Origin of the sequence: Burkholderia latens (genome assembly GCF_001718795.1) — a bacterium.
In the GTDB taxonomy this organism is placed as follows: domain Bacteria; phylum Pseudomonadota; class Gammaproteobacteria; order Burkholderiales; family Burkholderiaceae; genus Burkholderia; species Burkholderia latens_A.
Genome location: NZ_CP013437.1, coordinates 556,530 through 573,348, shown reverse-complemented (window position 1 = coordinate 573,348; position 16,819 = coordinate 556,530). Strand labels below are relative to the sequence as shown.

Sequence of the window (16,819 nt, the reverse complement as noted above, 5' to 3'; positions counted from 1 at the left end):
TTTACGGCGCATGCGGTCAAGTCCGGACTTTTTTCAAGAATTCGACTCGTCTGCCGTTATCTCGGTATTCCCTCAACCTCTCCTCGTCATGGCGGGGACTCGCCTTGGCGTCGGCAATGACAGTCGATCTAGCTACCCTCTACCTGCTGGCGATCGGAACCTTGCTTGCCAGTTCCGCCATGACGTACTGGGAACATATTTCACATCCCAAGCGCGGCAACGAACTGCGAATGCTGGCGATCGGATATGCGGCACTCGGAGGCGGCTGCGCGCTCGCGACATTTCGGCGCGAACTGCTGGGTGCCGCTGGCGCCGCCGTGAGCAACCTCGTGATTCTGTGTGGCTATTTGCTCGTTCTACATGCCGTCGCCATGTTCAACGGCCGACGGTATGTCAGAAGCTCAACGGGTTTGCTTCTCTTGATGGGGCTGACATGGACGGCCTCTACAGCATCCACTCAGACGGCCATTTGGCTCTATGTCAGCGCAATCCCGATCGCGCTCGTCTCCGCCATGACGGCCCTCGAGCTCACCCGATGCGATGGCATTCCAGCGGTTCAATCCCGACGCGTCGCGGTGGCCGTGACGGGAATCCACGCATTGTTCTATGCCACCAGAGCGTTCGCCCTGCCATGGCTGATCTCGGTTTTTGGCGCGGGCGCACAATCAATTGCCAGCAAAATCACCATGTACGAGGGAGTCCTTTATTCCGTTATTTTGCCGATGACGTTGCTCCGCCTGACACGGGAAGAAATTCATGGGGAGCTCTTGCAGGAGTCCCGTACCGATTACTTGACTCGCCTGGGTAATCGCCGGCTTTTTTTCGAAGAGGGAGAGCGGGTTATCCACGAGCACGGGATACGTCGGCTACCTGTCACGCTCCTTGCATTTGATCTTGATCAATTCAAGAGAATCAACGATTGCTTCGGGCACAAAACCGGCGACGAGGTATTGAAGTCATTCGCGGATACGGTTCGATCCGTTGTCGACGCAGAGACGAGCGGGGTTCTCGCGCGCATCGGCGGAGAAGAATTCGCTGCGCTGCTGCCAAGTTACGACACCCACCGCGCAAGAACGGTGGCAGAGACCGTCGCAAACCGGTTCGCGGCAATATCGCATGGCGCTGACGGCAATCGCTTCCGCGCTACCGTAAGCATTGGTCTGGCCGAGTCGGATCGTGAGACGGCTTCGCTTACCCACCTGCTCTCGGTTGCCGACCAGGCGCTGTATCGAGCAAAATCGCTCGGCGGCAATCGGCTCGTCCACGCGACGGACGAACACACCGGACACGCCGCAGTATTTTGAAAGAATGGATACTTTTCGGCTCGACTCCGGATATCTCAATCGCGTCCCATACCAGACCATTCTCGTCGTCAGGAATGCGATGATTCTTAAGGAAACGTCGAGCGGCGTTCGCGCTATCGACCTCGAACCGGTTCCGGGACGTGCATAGCTGCTCTGTGAGTCCGGGGTCATGGAACATCGCACCGATGTAGAGAAGTTCCGGGTCCTATTTCAACTGCAGTCGCTCTCCCGTCAAAGCGCCAAAAAGAAACACCAGGGTAGAGCGACGGAAAAGCAGATCTGACTGCGTGTCTCGAGTGAGTTCGCTGGAAACCCGCGCCATCCCGCTGTCGGAAATCTTGATGCCGGCAAGGATCGTCATATCGATAACTCGGAAGATACAGACTCGTGCTGCGCCTATCCATCGAGCCCGGAGCATTGCTTTAGATCATTGGGCGCAGCTTATGCCAAAACGAGCAATTTTTACGGTATACACACACATCAGGCGCTTTACTGTTCCATCACGGCTTGAGGTGTGTTTCGGAAGCTGATCGCCATCCGGTTATAGGTATTCATCAGACCCACTGCGATGGTCAGGTCAACCAGTTCGCGTTCGTCGAACGCGGCGCGTGCAGCCTCGTAGGACGCGTTCGGCACGCCGGTTTGCGCGACCAGCGTGATCGACTCGGCCCAGGCGAGTGCCGCACGTTCGCGCTCGTCGAACAGATGGCCTGCTTCCCTCCATGCCTGCACGAGCGCCAGCTTTTCAACCTGCACGCCCTTTTTCAGCAGGTCGCGCGTATGCATGTCGAGGCAATAGGCGCAGTTGTTAATCTGCGAGACGCGCAGGTAGACAAGGTCGACGAGGACCGGCGGCAGGTCGCTTTGCATGACGTAGCCATAGACGTGACCCAGGGCTTTGACGCCCGCGGGCGCAATCTGCGTGTAATCGAGACGCTTGCTCATGAGGTAGCTCCTTGAGGCGGTGGTTTACTGGATGGGACTGGTCAGGCGTTTGTCAGTGCTGTCCGCAACGAAAACGGCAAGCAACTTTGCGGGCCTTGTTTTGCTCGCGTTGCGGCTGATGCGATGAACCGCGCCGGGCTCCTCGAAAAAGCTCTCGCCGGCATGGTAGATACGGGTTGGATCGCCATCGACCTGTGACTCGATCTCGCCCGCGACCACGTAGGCATAGACGAAAGCCGAGCCCGCGTGCCTGTGCACGGGCGACGCCGCACCAGGTGCATAGTCAACGACGACAGCGGTCAAGGACTTGCCCGCGATGTTGGGAATGGAGTGCTGAAAGTTTGGTGTGACAGTTTCTGCCGTGCCATGCGCAACGGCCGGCACGGCTATCCCGAAGGCCACGACCGCGCATGCTGTTCCTACAATCGATTGAATGTTCATGGGTATCAGGCTCCTTTGTGTCTCTGCATTGTCGAGCGACATGCGGGTACCCAAAAGCACCAGGAATGAACATTTTCAATGTACCAAGAGGCGACGGGAGAGCTGGCGCCGTTTGTCCGTTAGTGGCGTCCGAGAATGAGCTCCAGCAGGCGCGAACAATTGGCCGCCAGGGTTCTCTCATCCAGGTTGGTCACACCGAGTAGCAGCCCCTGCTGCGCCGGCTTGCTCGTGTACCAGGGTGAGAGAGGAACTGGGGCCAACCCGAAAGCTCGGGCTCGCGCGGCGACATCGAGATCCGATACGGACGGGGGAAGTGCGACCACGACAGTCATTCCTGCGGCGGCCTGCACTTTCATCGAATCCGAGCCCAGGTCCTTCAGACAACGAACCAGCGCTTGCTGTCGGGCGGCGTAAAGACGCTTCATTCGCCGCAGATGGCGAAGGTAGTGCCCGTCATGCATGAACTCGGTCACGGCGTGCTGCTCGGATGCGGCCGGGGCAGGCGCCAGACACGCTGCGACGTCGCCAAAGCAGCGCACCATATCCGGCGGGACTACGAGAAATCCAAGGCGCAGTGCTGGACTGATCGTCTTGCTAAAGGTGCCGATGTGCAGCACTCGCCCGTCCTGATCGAGCGAGGCAAGCGCCGGGGCGGCGCGTCCTTTCAACTGCAGCTCGCCGAGATAATCGTCCTCGACAATCCAGGCGTCGTGTTGTTTGGCCCAGCCTAAGAGCGAAATCCGTCGGGCGAGCGACATCGTCATACCGAGCGGAGCCTGCTGGCCGGGCGTTACTACCGCCAGTGCCGCTTTGGGCGCGAACCGGATGCCTGCGTGGATATCAAACCCGTCCGCGTCCACAGGGACCCCTGCCACGGTCATGCCGGCCAGCTCGAGCGCCGTGCGCGTGAGCGGAAAGCCCGGATCTTCCATCCAGGCTTGTCGACCTTCTAGGCGCAGGCCCCGAATCGCCAGATTGAGCGATCCGGAGAAACCTGCCGCGACAAAGACCTGGGAGGGACTGCATCTAAGTCCACGGGAGACGCCAAGATACGCCGCGATCTCCTGTCGCAACTCCGGATCGCCGCGCGGATCGGGGTAGCAGACAGGAGCCGCTGCCGCCCGGCGTGCCGCGCGCGCCTGAATGCGCGACCAGAGCTTAAACGGAAAGGCGTCTTGGGAAGGCACGCCCATTTGAAAGGCCAAAGGCGCCGCGCTGAAGTCGTAGAAAAGATCCGGCAGCGGCGGCGCCTCCGGCGACCATCCGGTCGCTGCCGCCAAAGGCCGCGCGGTTACCCGGGTGCCGGCCGCCCCAAGGCCGATCGCGAACTGCTCGTCGATCAGCCGTTCATACGCGGCCCGCACAGTGCCCCGTGACACGCCGAGCTGCGTGGCGAGATCCGACCAAGACGGCAGCCTCGCGCCAGCGGCAAGCTGCCCCGATTCGATCGCGTCCCGGATCGATCCGTAAATTTGTGCCGATAGCGAGGTGCGGCCGGCGCGATCGAGGCCAATGGAGAGCGTTGTCATGGGGGCGATAGTACATTCGGATTGCTCGATCTTGGGCCTGTTTCATAACCCACGCGAAGCGTAACTTCCTCGGTGTAACGCCGCCGGTCAGTTTCGGCGCGGAACCGACCGCCCACATGAGGCGGTCGGCAAGCCAAGCGTAGCGCGGGAAGCGCACGCTCTTGACAGCTGAGGTCACCCGATGAAGCAGAATAAAACAGCGCCGGCGAGCGACATGCTCGGCGTCGTCATTCCCGACAGCCAGCTCGCGCGCGAGGTCGCGCAGCTCATTCGCGACACGGAAAGCGAATTACTGTTCAATCACTCGACGCGCGTCTACCTCTGGGGCGCACTGCTAGGAAAACGAAATGGCGTCGCCTTCGACCCGGAACTGCTCTACGTTGCGTCCATGTTCCACGATATCGGTTTGACTTCGTCCTATCGCGAAAGTGAACTTCGTTTCGAAGTAGACGGCGCCAACGCCGCGCGTGATTTTCTGCGCAGCCATCATGTTGACGAGGCTGACGTGGCAAAGGTATGGACCGCTGTGGCGCTCCATACGACGCCGGGCATTCCCGAGCACATGCACGGCGAGATCGCGCTGGTGCAAGCTGGAGCTGGAATGGACGTGGCAGGACGGGACTTCGATGCGTTTACCGAGGAACAGCGCGCGGCGGTGGTCGCGGCTTATCCTCGCGGCACCGATTTCGCCGGAAAGATAATCGACGCGTTCTACGACGGCATGAAGCATCGACCGGGCACCACCTTTGGCACATTCAACGACGATTTTCTGGCGCACAAGGACCCTAGCTTCGAGCGCGCGAACCTGTGCAGCATCATTCTGAATTCCCGGTGGGGCTGACCGGCCTCTCCCACGAGTACAGTCCCAAATCTATAGGATTCTCGTAATGCTCAAACGTACGTTTTTGGTCACGGGCGCCAGCAAGGGTATCGGGCGCGCGTTGTCACACCGGCTTGCTGCCGACGGACACCATGTCATCGGTCTCGCACGCGGAGCCGACGACCCAAGCTTCCCTGGCACACTGGTTTCCGTCGATCTGACCGATCGCGATGCTACGACACGCACGTTGGAGCGGCTGGTCGGACGTTATACGTTCGACGGCGTCGTAAACAACGCAGGGTTTGTCCGTCTGGCCGCCGTTGAAGCGGTTGATCTCGACGATCTCGAAGCGTCTTTCCGCCACAATCTCACCTCAGCCGTGCAGACCGTGCAAGCGCTGCTACCCGGTATGCGGAACCGCGGATGGGGGCGAGTCGTCAATCTCTCCAGTCTCGTCGTGCTCGGCGTCGCCAATCGCACGGCCTACGCGGCGGCTAAAGCCGCGATGATGAGCTTTACGCGCACCTGGGCGCTGGAACTCGCGCAGACCGGCATTACGGTCAATGCCGTTGCGCCCGGGCCTACCGAGACCGAGTTGTTCCGGCAGAACACGCCCGTCGGCAGCGAAGCGGAACAGCGCTTTCTGTCGCTTGTTCCGATGAAGCGATTCGGCAAGCCTGAGGAGCTGGCGGCGGCCGCGGCGTTCCTTTTGTCAGAGGATGCAGGCTTTATCACTGGACAGACCTTGTTCGTCGACGGTGGCGCATCGGTGGGCAAGGCGGCGTTCTGATAAGGTTCCAAGCGGTAACATCGGATCCCAGTTCGTGGAACATGTTGGAGTTCGTTTTTGGCAGAGACTATCGGCTACATACGGTTGGATGGAAGGCATTTCAGGGCCTGTGCCTTGCCGTGGCGCAAGAATGCCTGAAGCGTCCCGTGCAGCGTTTCCTAGGCGGCGGCAACTGACCGATTTGTACGTACGTACCGACCGCCAGCGTGTTCGCCACGGCAGGCAGACAACGTTCAGCACTCGTCCAATTCGACCGTCAATTCAACGGTAACGCCCGCGTGCGGACCGCCCCTCGACGGCACGGGAAAACCCCGATCTCCACATCGTCCTATGACATCGGGCGTCGCTAATTGGCGGGATTACTTTGATCCTCGTCGGCGCCCGCCCGGGCGCATGCTGATAACGAGGACCCCCATGCGATACGTGCCATCGTGGACTTCCGTTTCCGCCGCCGCGTCCGTTCCGGACGAGACGGCTTCCCGCGGCGACGAGCCGCACAGCCTCCCGCGCGTCGCAATCGCGGCCGCTGCGCTCGGCAACGCGACAGAATGGTTCGATTACGGGATTTACGCGTACGGACTGGCATACATTTCCGCCGCGCTGTTTCCCGGCAACACGGCCAGCGCGACGCTGTTCGCGCTCGGCACCTTCGCGATCTCGTTCCTGATCCGCCCGCTCGGCGGGTTGTTCTGGGGCCCGCTCGGCGACCGCTTCGGCCGCAAGCGCGTGCTCGCGCTGACCGTCCTCACGATGTCCGGCGCAACGCTGCTCGTCGGCTTGCTGCCCACCTACGCGAGCGCCGGCTGGCTCGCGCCCGCGGCATTGATCGTGCTCCGGATGATCCAGGGCTTCTCGACCGGCGGCGAGTACGGCGGCGCGGCGACTTTCATCGCCGAATACGCACCGGATTCGCGGCGCGGCCTGTGCGGCAGCTTCCTAGAATTCGCGACACTCGCCGGCTTCTCGCTCGGCGCGCTGCTGCTGCTCGGCTTCGCGCTGCTGCTCGGCGATTCGGCAATGCATGCATGGGGCTGGCGCCTGCCGTTCCTCGTCGCGGCCCCGCTCGGGCTAATCGGTTGCTACCTGCGCTCGCGACTCGAGGAAACGCCGGTGTTCCGCGAACTCGAGGAAGAAGCACACCGCCGCGAACAGGCCGCGCCGACCGTGCTGCCGATCGGTCAGCTGCTGGTCCGCTACGCACGGCCGCTGGTACTGCTCGGCGGGCTCGTCGTCGCGTTGAACGTCGTCAATTACGTGCTGCTCGCGTACATGCCGACCTACATGCACAAGGAACTCGGCGTCAGCGAGAACATGTCGCTGCTGATTCCGCTGATCGGCATGCTCGCGATGATGATCCTGCTGCCGTTCGCCGGCTGGCTGTCGGATCGCGTCGGCCGCAAGGCGATGTGGTGGGTCTCGCTCGTCGGGCTGTTCGTCGCGGCCGTGCCGATGTTCACGCTGATGACGCACGGCGTGCTCGGCGCCTTCGTCGGCTTCGCTGTGCTCGGGCTGCTCTACGTGCCGCAGCTCGCGACCATTTCGGCGATGTTTCCCGCGATGTTCCCGACGCACGTGCGGTATGCGGGCATGGCGATCGCGTACAACGTGTCGACGTCGCTGTTCGGCGGCACCGCGCCGATCGTCAATGACTGGTTGATCGGGAAGACCGGCAACACGATGATTCCCGCGTATTACATGATGGCGGCGTGTGCGGTCGGGCTGGTCGCGCTGTCGGCGGTAATCGAAACGCGCGGGTGCTCGCTGCGCGGCGAGACGCTCCCGGGACAGCCGGGCTGACACGCAACGGGACTGCGCCTGCGGTCCCATAAATGGCATCCCCTGCGTCGCCCGCGGTCCGGCAACGGATCCGCGGGCGATGTGCATGTGGATGCCTACCCGCCGGCGGATTGGTGTCGCGAGGGCAACACGATGTTCGCAAGCGCAGCGCTTCAGGCGTGCGTCGAGCGTCCCTACAATCGCCGACATGCTCGATCGGCATGCGCGCGACACGCGTTGCGCCATCGCGCTCGCGACCCGCGCTGCAGCGCAGCGCGGAAGCCCCCACTCGATGAAGAGGAAAACCGAACATGAACGAAACAACCCGCAACGTGCGGCCGGTCACGACCCGCCTGGGCAATGAACGGGCTGGCGAACTCGTCCATCCCGCTATGCAGTGCGCATCGGCGACGTCGACGTCGTGCTGATCAGCGACGGCGTTCTGCCACTGCCGACTTCCACGATGTCCACCAACGTGAGCGAAGCGGACCGCAACGAATGGTTCGACGGACGATTCCTGCAACGCGACATGTTCGACTGGGCGCTCAATATCGCGCTTGTTCGCGCCGGCGATCGCCTGATCCTGATCGACTCCGGCGTAGGCGACGGCTTCGAATACTTCACGCGCGCAGGGCGTGCAGTGATGCGTCTGGAATCCGTGGGGATCGATCTCGCCGCGATCACCGACATCGTGATCACTCACCTGCACATGGATCACGTCGGCGGGCTGAATGTCGACGGCGTCAAGGCCCGGCTGAGTCCGGACGTGCGCATTCACGTGTCGGCCGCGGAGCTGGCGTTCTGGAAGAACCCGGACTTCAGCAAGACGGTGATGCCGGAAGCCGTTCCGCCCGCACTGCGCAAGGCGGCGGCCCGATTCGTGGACCTGTATCGCGAGCACATCGTGCCGTTCGACCGCATCGCGGAAGTTGCGGCCGGCGTATCCGCGCGCGTGACCGGCGGCCACACCCCGGGACACTGCGTCGTCGATATCGCATCGCAAGGCGAAAAACTGACGTTTGCGGGCGACGCGATTTTCGAAGTGAACTTCGACCATCCCGACTGGCAAAACGGCTTCGAGCACGATCCGCAAGCGGCCACCGACGTCCGGATCGCACTGTTCAGCGAAGCCGCCGACACCGGCGCGCTGCTGGCCGCGGCGCATGTCGCGTTCCCTTCGATAGGACACGTGGCGCGGAACGGCGACGGCTTCCGCTTCGTTCCAGTCGTGTGGGATTACTGATCGATGCGGGGCACGCAGCGGGCGGCGCGCGAGCCGTATTTTGACGATGTTCGAGCGATCGCCGTCGTTCTTGTAGCGATGTTGATACGTCGTGGCAGGTAGCACCGCTGTCGCGAAAGGTCCCCCGTGAAGCAAAAAGCGCCGCCGCACTCCCGTGCGACGGCGTCACTTCGCGCGCTTGCGCGCGCATCGGACCCCGCAGAAAACTCACGCGACGCTCGAAAGATTGCGCTCCGCCACCTCGTCCACGGCTTCCTTCACGATTCCGACGATTTCGTCGGCTTCCGCCCGCGTCATCACGAGCGGCGGCGCAAAGCCGAGGATGTCGCCATGCGGCATCGCGCGTGCAATCACGCCACGCTGCAGCGCCGCGGCCGATACCTGAGCGCCCACCTTCAGCGCCGGATCGAACGGCGTGCGGGCATCCCTGTCCGCCATGAATTCGAGCGCCGCCAGCATCCCGACGCTGCGCACCTCGCCGACGAGCGGATGCGCGCCGAACGCGTCACGCAGCTTCGCACCGAAATACGCGCCCACCTCGGCCGCGTTGCCGACCAGGTTCTCGCGCTCGAGAATCGCGAGGTTCGCGAGCGCGGCGGCCGCGCACACCGGGTGGCCCGAATACGTCCAGCCATGCCCCATCGGTCCGTGTTCCCGCGAACCGCGCGCGATCACGTCCCACACCCTCTCGCCGACGATCACGCCCGACAGCGGCGCATACGCGCTCGTCAGGCCTTTTGCGACCGTGATCAGATCGGGCTGGATGCCGAAATGCTGCGCGCCCATCTTCGAGCCGAGGCGCCCGAACCCGCACACCACTTCGTCGGAGATCAACAGGATGTCGTGCTTGCGCAGCACGGCCTGGATCGCCGGCCAGTAGCCGGCCGGCGGCTCGATGATCCCGCCCGTGCCCATCACCGGCTCCGCGATGAACGCGGCGATCGTGTCCGCGCCTTCGCATGCGATCAGCTTCTCGAGTTCGTCGACGCAGTATGTGACGAACTGCGTTTCGCTCATGCCGACCGGCGCCTTGCGATACCAGTGCGGACATACCGTATGCTTCACGCGGTCGATCGGCAGGTCGAAGTGCTGATGGAAGCTCGGCAGGCCCGTGAGGCTGCCCGTCACGATGCCCGAACCGTGATAGCCGCGCTCGCGCGAAATGATCTTCTTCTTGTTCGGCCGGCCGAGCACGTTGTTGTAGTACCAGACGATCTTGACCTGCGTCTCGTTCGCGTCGGAACCCGACATCCCGTAGTACACCTTCTTCATCCCGGCCGGCGCCCAGTCGATGATGCGCGACGACAGCTCGATGATCGCGTCCGACGAGTGACCGACATAAGTGTGGTAATACGCGAGCCGCTTCGCCTGCTCGTGCATCGCATCGGCCACTTCCGTGCGGCCGTAGCCGATGTTGACGCAGTAGAGGCCCGCGAATGCGTCGATATAGCGCTTGCCCTGGTGATCCTCGATGCGGATGCCTTCGGCGCCCCGTACGATCTTGCCCGGGAGCGCGCCGCTCTCGTGGTCGTACGCGTGCGTCGACGGGTGCATGAAGTGCGCGCGGTCCTCGCGCAGCAGTGCGTCGATCGATTGCTTCATGATGTGCTCCTTTGATTGAGTCAGGCCGATGCCGCGACGGGCAGGCCGAGATTGCCGAGGCAAAAGTATTTGGTTTCGGTGAACGGCTCGAACCCTTCGCTGCCGCCTTCGCGCCCGAGGCCGGACGCCTTCATCCCGCCGAACGGGATCGGTGCCCCGGTGAACTTCACGCCGTTGACCGACACCATCGCGAAGTCGAGCCGCCGTACGAGCTGAAAGATCGTGTCGATGCGCGCCGCGCATACGTACGCGGCGAGTCCGTACTCGGTGTCGTTGGCCTTTTCGACGACTTCGTCCAGCGTGTCGAACGCGCACACCGCCGAAATCGGCGCGAAATTTTCCTCGTCGTACACACGCATGCCCGCCGCGGCGTCCGCGATCACGGTCGGTTCGTAGAACCAGCCGCCGAGCGCATGCGGCCGTCCGCCCGCGACAATCCGTGCGCCGCGAGCGCGTGCGTCGTCGACGCGCGCGACCGTCGCGTCGAACGCGGCCTGGTGCATCAACGGCCCGACGTCGACGTCCGGCTCGAACGCGGGGCCCGTCTTCAGTTCACGTACCGCGTTCGCATAGCGGCTGACGAATGTTTCGTATAGCGCGCGGGCGACGAAGATCCGGTTCGCCGCGCAGCAGTCCTGCCCGGACGTCTGGAACTTTGCACCGACGGCGATCCGCACCGCCTGATCGAGATCCGCATCCTCGGTGACGATGAACGGCGCGTTGCCGCCCAGTTCGAGCGCGATCTTGCGAATGCCGGCCTTCGCGGCCGTTTCGGTGACGAGCCGCCCGACGCGGGTCGAACCGGTGAAGCTCACCGCGCGCACGCGCGCATCGCCGACGAGCGTTTCCATCGCCATCTGCGGTTCGCCGAGCACGACGTTGAACACGCCGGCCGGCACGCCGGCCTCGTCGGCCAACTGCGCGAGCGCGAGCGCCGAGAACGGCGTTTCGTGCGCCGGCTTCACGACCACCGTGCAGCCGGCCGCGATCGCGGCTGCCGCCTTGCGCGTGATCATGGCGGCCGGGAAATTCCACGGCGTGATCAGCGCCGCGACGCCGACCGGTTCCATCACCGTGCCGAGGTGCGCGCCGTCGATATGCGTCGGGATCGTGCGACCTGCGATGCGTTTCGCGTCGTTCGCGAACCATTCGACGAAGCTGGCCGCGTAGCGGATTTCGCCGCGCGATTCGGCAAGCGGCTTGCCCTGTTCGAGCGACAGCAGCGCGGCGAGATCGTCGAGATGCCGCAGGATCAGCGCATGCCAGCGCAACAGCGCGGCACTGCGCACCGTCTGCGGCGTCCAGCGCCACGTATCGAACGCGCGCTGAGCGGCATCGACGGCGCCGACGATCTGCGCGCGCTCAAGCATCGGCACGTGGCCGATCACGGCTTGGTCGGCCGGGTTCACGACGGCGACCGTCGCGGCATTGTCGCTGTGGATCCAGCGACCGTCGACATAGCACGTCGACTTGAACAGAATGGGGTGTCCGGGCAACATCCTGCGTCTCCTCGTTGGGGTAGGCACGAGCTTCATTCTGTCGTGCCGGCGGGTGCGGAAATTTCCGTTTCGGCGCCCGCCGCTTGTGCTTTTTTCCGTATTGCCGCGTGTTCGCGCGAAGTTTCAGAGCCAGTCCGGCGCGCCGCCGGATTCGCACTTCACGACCTTCGTCACGATGTACGTGAAATAGCGCTCGATGCCGAGATCGTCCATCAGCAACGCGTCGATGAAGCGCTGGTAGTGGTCGATGTCGCGCGCGACAACGTGCAGCACGTAGTCGACGCCGCCGCCGGTCGCATAGCACTGCGCGACTTCGGGTGCCGCGCCGACGCGCGCCTCGAAGCGCCGCATGTCGGGCGCGGTATGACGCGACAGCGTCACCTCGACGACGATGCGGCTGCCGGAAAACGTGCCGATCCAGTCGACGTCCGCGCGATAGCCGCGGATCACGCCGCTTTCCTCGAGCTTGCGCACGCGCTCCCACGCGGGCGAGATCGACAGGTTCACCGCCTCCGCGAGCTTCGACTTCGTGATGCGTCCGTCGCGCTCGAGAATGCGCAGGATCGCGAGGTCGTATCGGTCAAGCTTGATCACGGCCAGCGCGTCCTCATGCGGACACCGGAATGTTGCGCTCGACGATGTCGGCGACCACCGCGATCGTGTCGCCGGCCTGCACGATGCCAGGAAAGTGTCGAGCCGCGAGCAGCCCGCGCCGCCGTGCGACGTATTCGACTGGCGCAACGCCCGTGCGGTCGATGTCGTGCACGCGCGCCAGCACGTCGCCGGCGTTCACGTCGCTGCCGAGATCGCGGCACATTTCGAGCAGCCCGTGGTGCTCGCTCGTCGTGAAGCAGGAACCGTCCGGCATGTCGAGCAGCGTCGTCGTGCGCGGCGCGTTGCGATCGATCACGTCCTTCGCGATCACGCCGGCATGCGCGAGAAATCCGTACACGCCACGTTCGGCGATCGCGACGCTCGCGGCGGTCGACGAGCCGCCGCCGCCGAGCTCGGTCGATACGAACACCTTGCCGGCTTCCTCCGCCGCGGTGTCGAAGAGACCCACGTTGTCGAGTTCGAGCATGCGCATCGAGTACGGTGCGCCGAACGCGCGCATCGCGCGCTCGCAGCGTACTTCCTGGTCGCGGTCCGTCAACACGTGGATCGCCGCGAACGGCACGAAGTCGAGCGTTCGGCCGCCGGCGTGAATGTCGAGCACATGCGTCGCAAGCGGCAGCAAATGCCGCTGGAAATAATCGGCGATTTTCTCGGTGACGGTGCCATCGGGCCGCCCGGGAAAACTGCGGTTCAGATTGCCGGCGTCGATCGGCGACGTGCGGCAGCCGGCGCGAAATGCCGGGTAGTTCATGAACGGCACGACGATCACGCGGCCGGTCACGTCGGCCGCCTTCAACGAACCGGCGAGCTTGGACAGCGCGACCGGCCCTTCGTATTCGTCGCCGTGATTGCCGCCGGTCAGCAACACCGTCGGCCCGTCGCCGCGCTTGACGACGGTCACCGGAATCATGATCGCACCCCACGCGGAGTCGTCGCGCGAGTAAGGCAGCTTCAGGAAGCCATGCTGTTCGCCGTCCGCGTCGAAATCGACGGTCGGCGTGATCGGGGAGGCTCGCATCGCCCTACTCCTTCACGAACAGCTTGCGCGGCACGTTGCAGAACGTCTCGACGCCGGTCTCGGTAATCAGGATGCTTTCCGTGATCTCCAGCCCCCAGTCGTCGAGCCACAGCCCGGGCATGAAGTGAAACGTCATGCCGGGCTCGAGCACCGTGCGGTCGCCCGGACGCAGGCTCATCGTGCGTTCGCCCCAGTCGGGCGGATAGCTCGCGCCGATCGGGTAGCCGCAGCGGCTGTCCTTGTCGATGCCGGCGCGGCGCAGCACCGCGAAGAATGCATTCGCGATGTCTTCGCACACGTTGCCGGGCTTCGCGGCCGCGAGCCCCGCGTCGATCCCGTCGACCACCGCGCGCTCGCCTTCGATGAAGTGCGCGGGCGGCTTGCCGAGATAGACGGTTCGCGACAGCGGGCAGTGATAGCGGCGGTAGCAGCCGGCGATCTCGAAGAACGTGCCCGCGCCGCGCGCGAACACCGAGTCGTCCCAAGTCAAATGCGGCGCGGCCGCGTCCGCGCCGGTCGGCAGCAGCGGGACGATCGCCGGATAGTCGCCGCCGCAGCCGTCCGCGCCGCCGATCCCGGTCGCGTAGATCTGCGCAACCAGGTCGCTCTTCCTCATGCCCGGCTCGATCGTATCGACGATGTGCGCGTGCATGCGCTCGACGATCCGCGCGGCGACGCGCATGTATTCGATTTCGCGCGGCGATTTCACCGCGCGCTGCCAGTTCACGAGCGCCGTCGCGTCGACCCAGCGCGCCGCAGGCAAATGCTTGCGAAGCGACCCGTACGCTGCCGCGCTGAAGTAGTAGTTGTCGAGCTCGACACCGATGCGCAGCGAGCTCCAGCCCCGCGCCGCGATCACTTCGGTCGACAGGTAGTCCATCGGGTGACGCGCCGTCGACTGCACGTAATGATCGGGGTAGCCTACGATGTTGTCGTGCGCCATGAACACGGTGCGTTTTGCGCCATTCGCGTCCTGCCCGCGGCCGTACCAGACGGGCTCGCCGTCCATTGCCAACAGCACGCACTGGTGCACGTAGAACGACCAGCCGTCGTAGCCGGTGAGCCACGCCATGTTGGTCGGGTCGGTGACGATCAGCAGATCGATGCCGGCCCGTTGCATCGCCGTGCGCGTCTTCGCGATGCGTGCAGCGTATTCGCTGCGCTCGAACGCGAGGCGCGGCACGGCTTCGTGGGTTTCGATGACTGCGGCCATCTGTCTCCTCTCAAATCGTGACGTCGTTGTGAAAAATGGTGCCTGCCTGTGCCGCGCGCGCGCGCTGCAGCGCGAGCACGGCAATGGCGGTGTCCTGCGCGCCCGTGCCTGTCAGGTCGCAGATCGTGATGTCGTCGCGATGCGTGCGGCCTTCGTGCTGCCCGGCGATCACCTGGCCGAGTTCGGGGAACACGGCATCGGCCCGCGTCGCACCGGCCGCGATCGCATGGGCGAGTTCGCCGGCGACGCGAGTCTGCTGCAGCCGGTCGCAGAAGTAGCGCGCGACGCCGAATACCGACGGTGCAAGCTCGGTCTTGTAGTCGGCATCGGCGCCCATTGCCGTCACATGCAGCCCCGGATGCAGATCCTCGGCGTGAACGAGCGGCTCGCGGCTCGGCGTGGTCGTCACCGCGACGTCCGCATCGGCAAGCGCGGCATGCACGGAGCGCGCGACGACCGCGTCGATTCCATGCGCAGCACGCACGTCGGCCGCGAACCGCGCGGCGCGCCCGGCATCGCGCGCCCAGACTGTCACGTGCGTGATGTCGCGCACGAGCTTCAGCGCATCGAGCTGCAGCCGCGCCTGTTCGCCGGCGCCGATGATCGCCGCGCGGCGCGCATCGGCGCGCGCAAGCCGGCGCGCCGCCACCGCACCGGCCGCGGCGGTGCGTACGGCCGTCAGGTAGCCGTTGTCGAGCAGCACGGCCTCGGTCAGGCCCGTGTGCGCGGACAGCACGAGCATCAATCCGTTCAGGCTAGGCAGCCCGAGCGACGGGTTGTCGAAGAAGCCGGGACTCACCTTGATCGCGAAGCTGTCGAAGCGCGGCAGATATGCGGTCTTCACGTCGACCTCACCGTGACGCGCGGGCAACGCCAGGTTGAGGATCGGCGGCATAACGACCTCGTCGGTCGCGAGCGAAGCAAACGCGGCCTCGACCTGGTCGATCGCGGCCAGATCGAGGGGCACCAGTGCGCGCAGTTGCGCGTGACCGAGCAGCGTGACGGAATGGTTCATGTCAGTTTTCGGAAACGATCCGCCGATGCGCGGTCATGTCGATGTTCGCGCCGCTCACCACCACGACTATCGGGCCACCGCGATCGCGACGCGCGATCCGCTCTTCGAGCAGCGCGGCGATGCCGATCGCGCCCGCACCCTCCGCGACGAGACGTTCTTCGCGATACGCATGCGCGATGCCGCGCGCGATCGCGGGCTCGTCGAGCAGCACGACGTCGTCCGCCAGCGCACGCGTCATGTCGAACGTGTAGCGGTTGTCGAGGCCGATGCCGCCGCCGAGCGAATCGGCGAGCGTCGGCTGCTCGCCGACGTCGACCGGGCGCCCGGCCGCGAGGCTTGCATGCATCGCGGCGCCGCGTGTCATCGTCACGCCGACCGCGTCGATGGTCGGCCGGATCGACTTCGCGGCGAACGCGACGCCGCTGAACAGGCCGCCGCCCGACAGCGGCACGACGAGCGTGCCCGCATCGGGCAGCGCTTCCAGAATCTCGATGCCGATCGTCGCCTGACCGGCGATGATCCACGGATCGTCGAACGGCGGCACGTATGCATAGCCTTCGTCGCGCACAAGCCGCCGTGCCTCGGCCTGTGCGTCGTCCTGGCTGTCGCCCGCGATCACGACCCGCGCGCCGAGCGCCGCGACCGCGTCGACCTTGTTCGCCGGCACGAGCGACGACATGCAGACCGCGGCGTCGATACCGAGCGCGCGCGCCGCATGCGCTACCGCGCGGCCGTGATTACCGGTCGACGCGGTGACGACACGCGTCACGCGCTGCGCTGCGAGTTCGGCGAGCGCATTGGCCGCGCCGCGCAGCTTGAAGCTGCCGGTCGGCTGCAGCGTTTCGAGTTTCAGGTAAACGGGCGCACCGGCGCGCTCGGACAGCGCGGCGGACGCGACGAGCGGCGTGACGCTCGCGTGCCCGGCGATGCGGCGGCGCGCGCGATAGACGTCGGACAGCGACAGGAAGGACATGGAACGCACGCCTCATTGATGTGGTGCGATCCAGTC

14 protein-coding genes and 2 pseudogenes are annotated in these 16,819 nt (G+C 64.6%); 5 read left to right on the top strand and 11 right to left on the bottom strand.

The features are described from left to right. Positions 1 to 116: 116 nt before the first annotated feature. Entirely contained in the window at positions 117 to 1,304 is a 1,188-nt protein-coding gene (locus tag WK25_RS18115; RefSeq protein ID WP_069242464.1) for a sensor domain-containing diguanylate cyclase, read from the top strand. Between the two features lie 31 nt (positions 1,305 to 1,335). On the opposite strand, the pseudogene WK25_RS30570 reads toward WK25_RS18115, so the two are convergent. The 4 genes and pseudogenes from WK25_RS30570 to WK25_RS18100 all read right to left on the bottom strand — a co-directional run. After that, positions 1,336 to 1,665, bottom strand: a pseudogene (locus WK25_RS30570) (phosphohydrolase); the annotation flags it as partial. Positions 1,666 to 1,793: 128 nt separating this feature from the next. After that, positions 1,794 to 2,249, bottom strand: a complete 456-nt coding sequence (locus WK25_RS18110; RefSeq protein WP_069242284.1) for a carboxymuconolactone decarboxylase family protein — start codon at positions 2,247 to 2,249, stop codon at positions 1,794 to 1,796. Positions 2,250 to 2,273: 24 nt separating this feature from the next. Then, positions 2,274 to 2,690 carry a cupin domain-containing protein gene (locus WK25_RS18105; protein ID WP_069242463.1) on the bottom strand — a complete coding sequence of 139 codons (417 nt, stop codon included), beginning with the start codon at positions 2,688 to 2,690 and terminating at the stop codon, positions 2,274 to 2,276. A gap of 119 nt (positions 2,691 to 2,809) precedes the next feature. Then, positions 2,810 to 4,219: a PLP-dependent aminotransferase family protein gene (locus WK25_RS18100; protein WP_069242283.1), complete on the bottom strand. Its 1,410-nt coding sequence runs from the start codon at positions 4,217 to 4,219 to the stop codon at positions 2,810 to 2,812. Between the two features lie 181 nt (positions 4,220 to 4,400). On the opposite strand from WK25_RS18100, the gene WK25_RS18095 reads away from it, so the two are divergent. From WK25_RS18095 to WK25_RS18080, 4 genes and pseudogenes are all read left to right on the top strand, one after another. After that, positions 4,401 to 5,060, top strand: coding sequence for an HD domain-containing protein (locus WK25_RS18095; protein WP_083253040.1), 660 nt, complete (start codon positions 4,401 to 4,403; stop codon positions 5,058 to 5,060). Positions 5,061 to 5,106: 46 nt separating this feature from the next. Then, positions 5,107 to 5,829 (top strand): SDR family oxidoreductase, encoded by a 723-nt coding sequence (locus WK25_RS18090; protein WP_069242282.1) that lies wholly within the window; start codon positions 5,107 to 5,109, stop codon positions 5,827 to 5,829. A 414-nt stretch (positions 5,830 to 6,243) separates the two neighbouring features. Further along, complete coding sequence (locus WK25_RS18085; RefSeq protein ID WP_069242281.1) at positions 6,244 to 7,626, top strand: MFS transporter; 1,383 nt, start codon at positions 6,244 to 6,246, stop codon at positions 7,624 to 7,626. A 290-nt stretch (positions 7,627 to 7,916) separates the two neighbouring features. Next, positions 7,917 to 8,848 (top strand): annotated as a pseudogene (locus WK25_RS18080) (MBL fold metallo-hydrolase). Positions 8,849 to 9,055: 207 nt separating this feature from the next. On the opposite strand, the gene WK25_RS18075 reads toward WK25_RS18080, so the two are convergent. From WK25_RS18075 to eutB, 7 genes are all read right to left on the bottom strand, one after another. Then, entirely contained in the window at positions 9,056 to 10,450 is a 1,395-nt protein-coding gene (locus WK25_RS18075; protein ID WP_069242280.1) for an aspartate aminotransferase family protein, read from the bottom strand. Positions 10,451 to 10,470: 20 nt separating this feature from the next. Beyond that, positions 10,471 to 11,949 carry an NAD-dependent succinate-semialdehyde dehydrogenase gene (locus WK25_RS18070; protein WP_069242279.1) on the bottom strand — a complete coding sequence of 493 codons (1,479 nt, stop codon included), beginning with the start codon at positions 11,947 to 11,949 and terminating at the stop codon, positions 10,471 to 10,473. A gap of 123 nt (positions 11,950 to 12,072) precedes the next feature. After that, a complete protein-coding gene (locus tag WK25_RS18065) occupies positions 12,073 to 12,543 on the bottom strand; it encodes an Lrp/AsnC family transcriptional regulator (RefSeq protein ID WP_038571176.1) in 471 nt (156 codons plus the stop codon). Positions 12,544 to 12,556: 13 nt separating this feature from the next. Then, positions 12,557 to 13,582: a N(2)-acetyl-L-2,4-diaminobutanoate deacetylase DoeB gene (gene doeB, locus WK25_RS18060; RefSeq protein ID WP_069242278.1), complete on the bottom strand. Its 1,026-nt coding sequence runs from the start codon at positions 13,580 to 13,582 to the stop codon at positions 12,557 to 12,559. A 4-nt stretch (positions 13,583 to 13,586) separates the two neighbouring features. Next, positions 13,587 to 14,795, bottom strand: a complete 1,209-nt coding sequence (gene doeA / locus WK25_RS18055) for an ectoine hydrolase DoeA (protein WP_069242277.1) — start codon at positions 14,793 to 14,795, stop codon at positions 13,587 to 13,589. A gap of 10 nt (positions 14,796 to 14,805) precedes the next feature. Continuing rightward, complete coding sequence (locus WK25_RS18050; protein ID WP_069242276.1) at positions 14,806 to 15,810, bottom strand: cyclodeaminase; 1,005 nt, start codon at positions 15,808 to 15,810, stop codon at positions 14,806 to 14,808. Position 15,811: 1 nt separating this feature from the next. Continuing rightward, positions 15,812 to 16,783, bottom strand: a complete 972-nt coding sequence (gene eutB, locus WK25_RS18045) for a hydroxyectoine utilization dehydratase EutB (protein WP_069242275.1) — start codon at positions 16,781 to 16,783, stop codon at positions 15,812 to 15,814. Between the last annotated feature and the right edge of the window lie 36 nt (positions 16,784 to 16,819).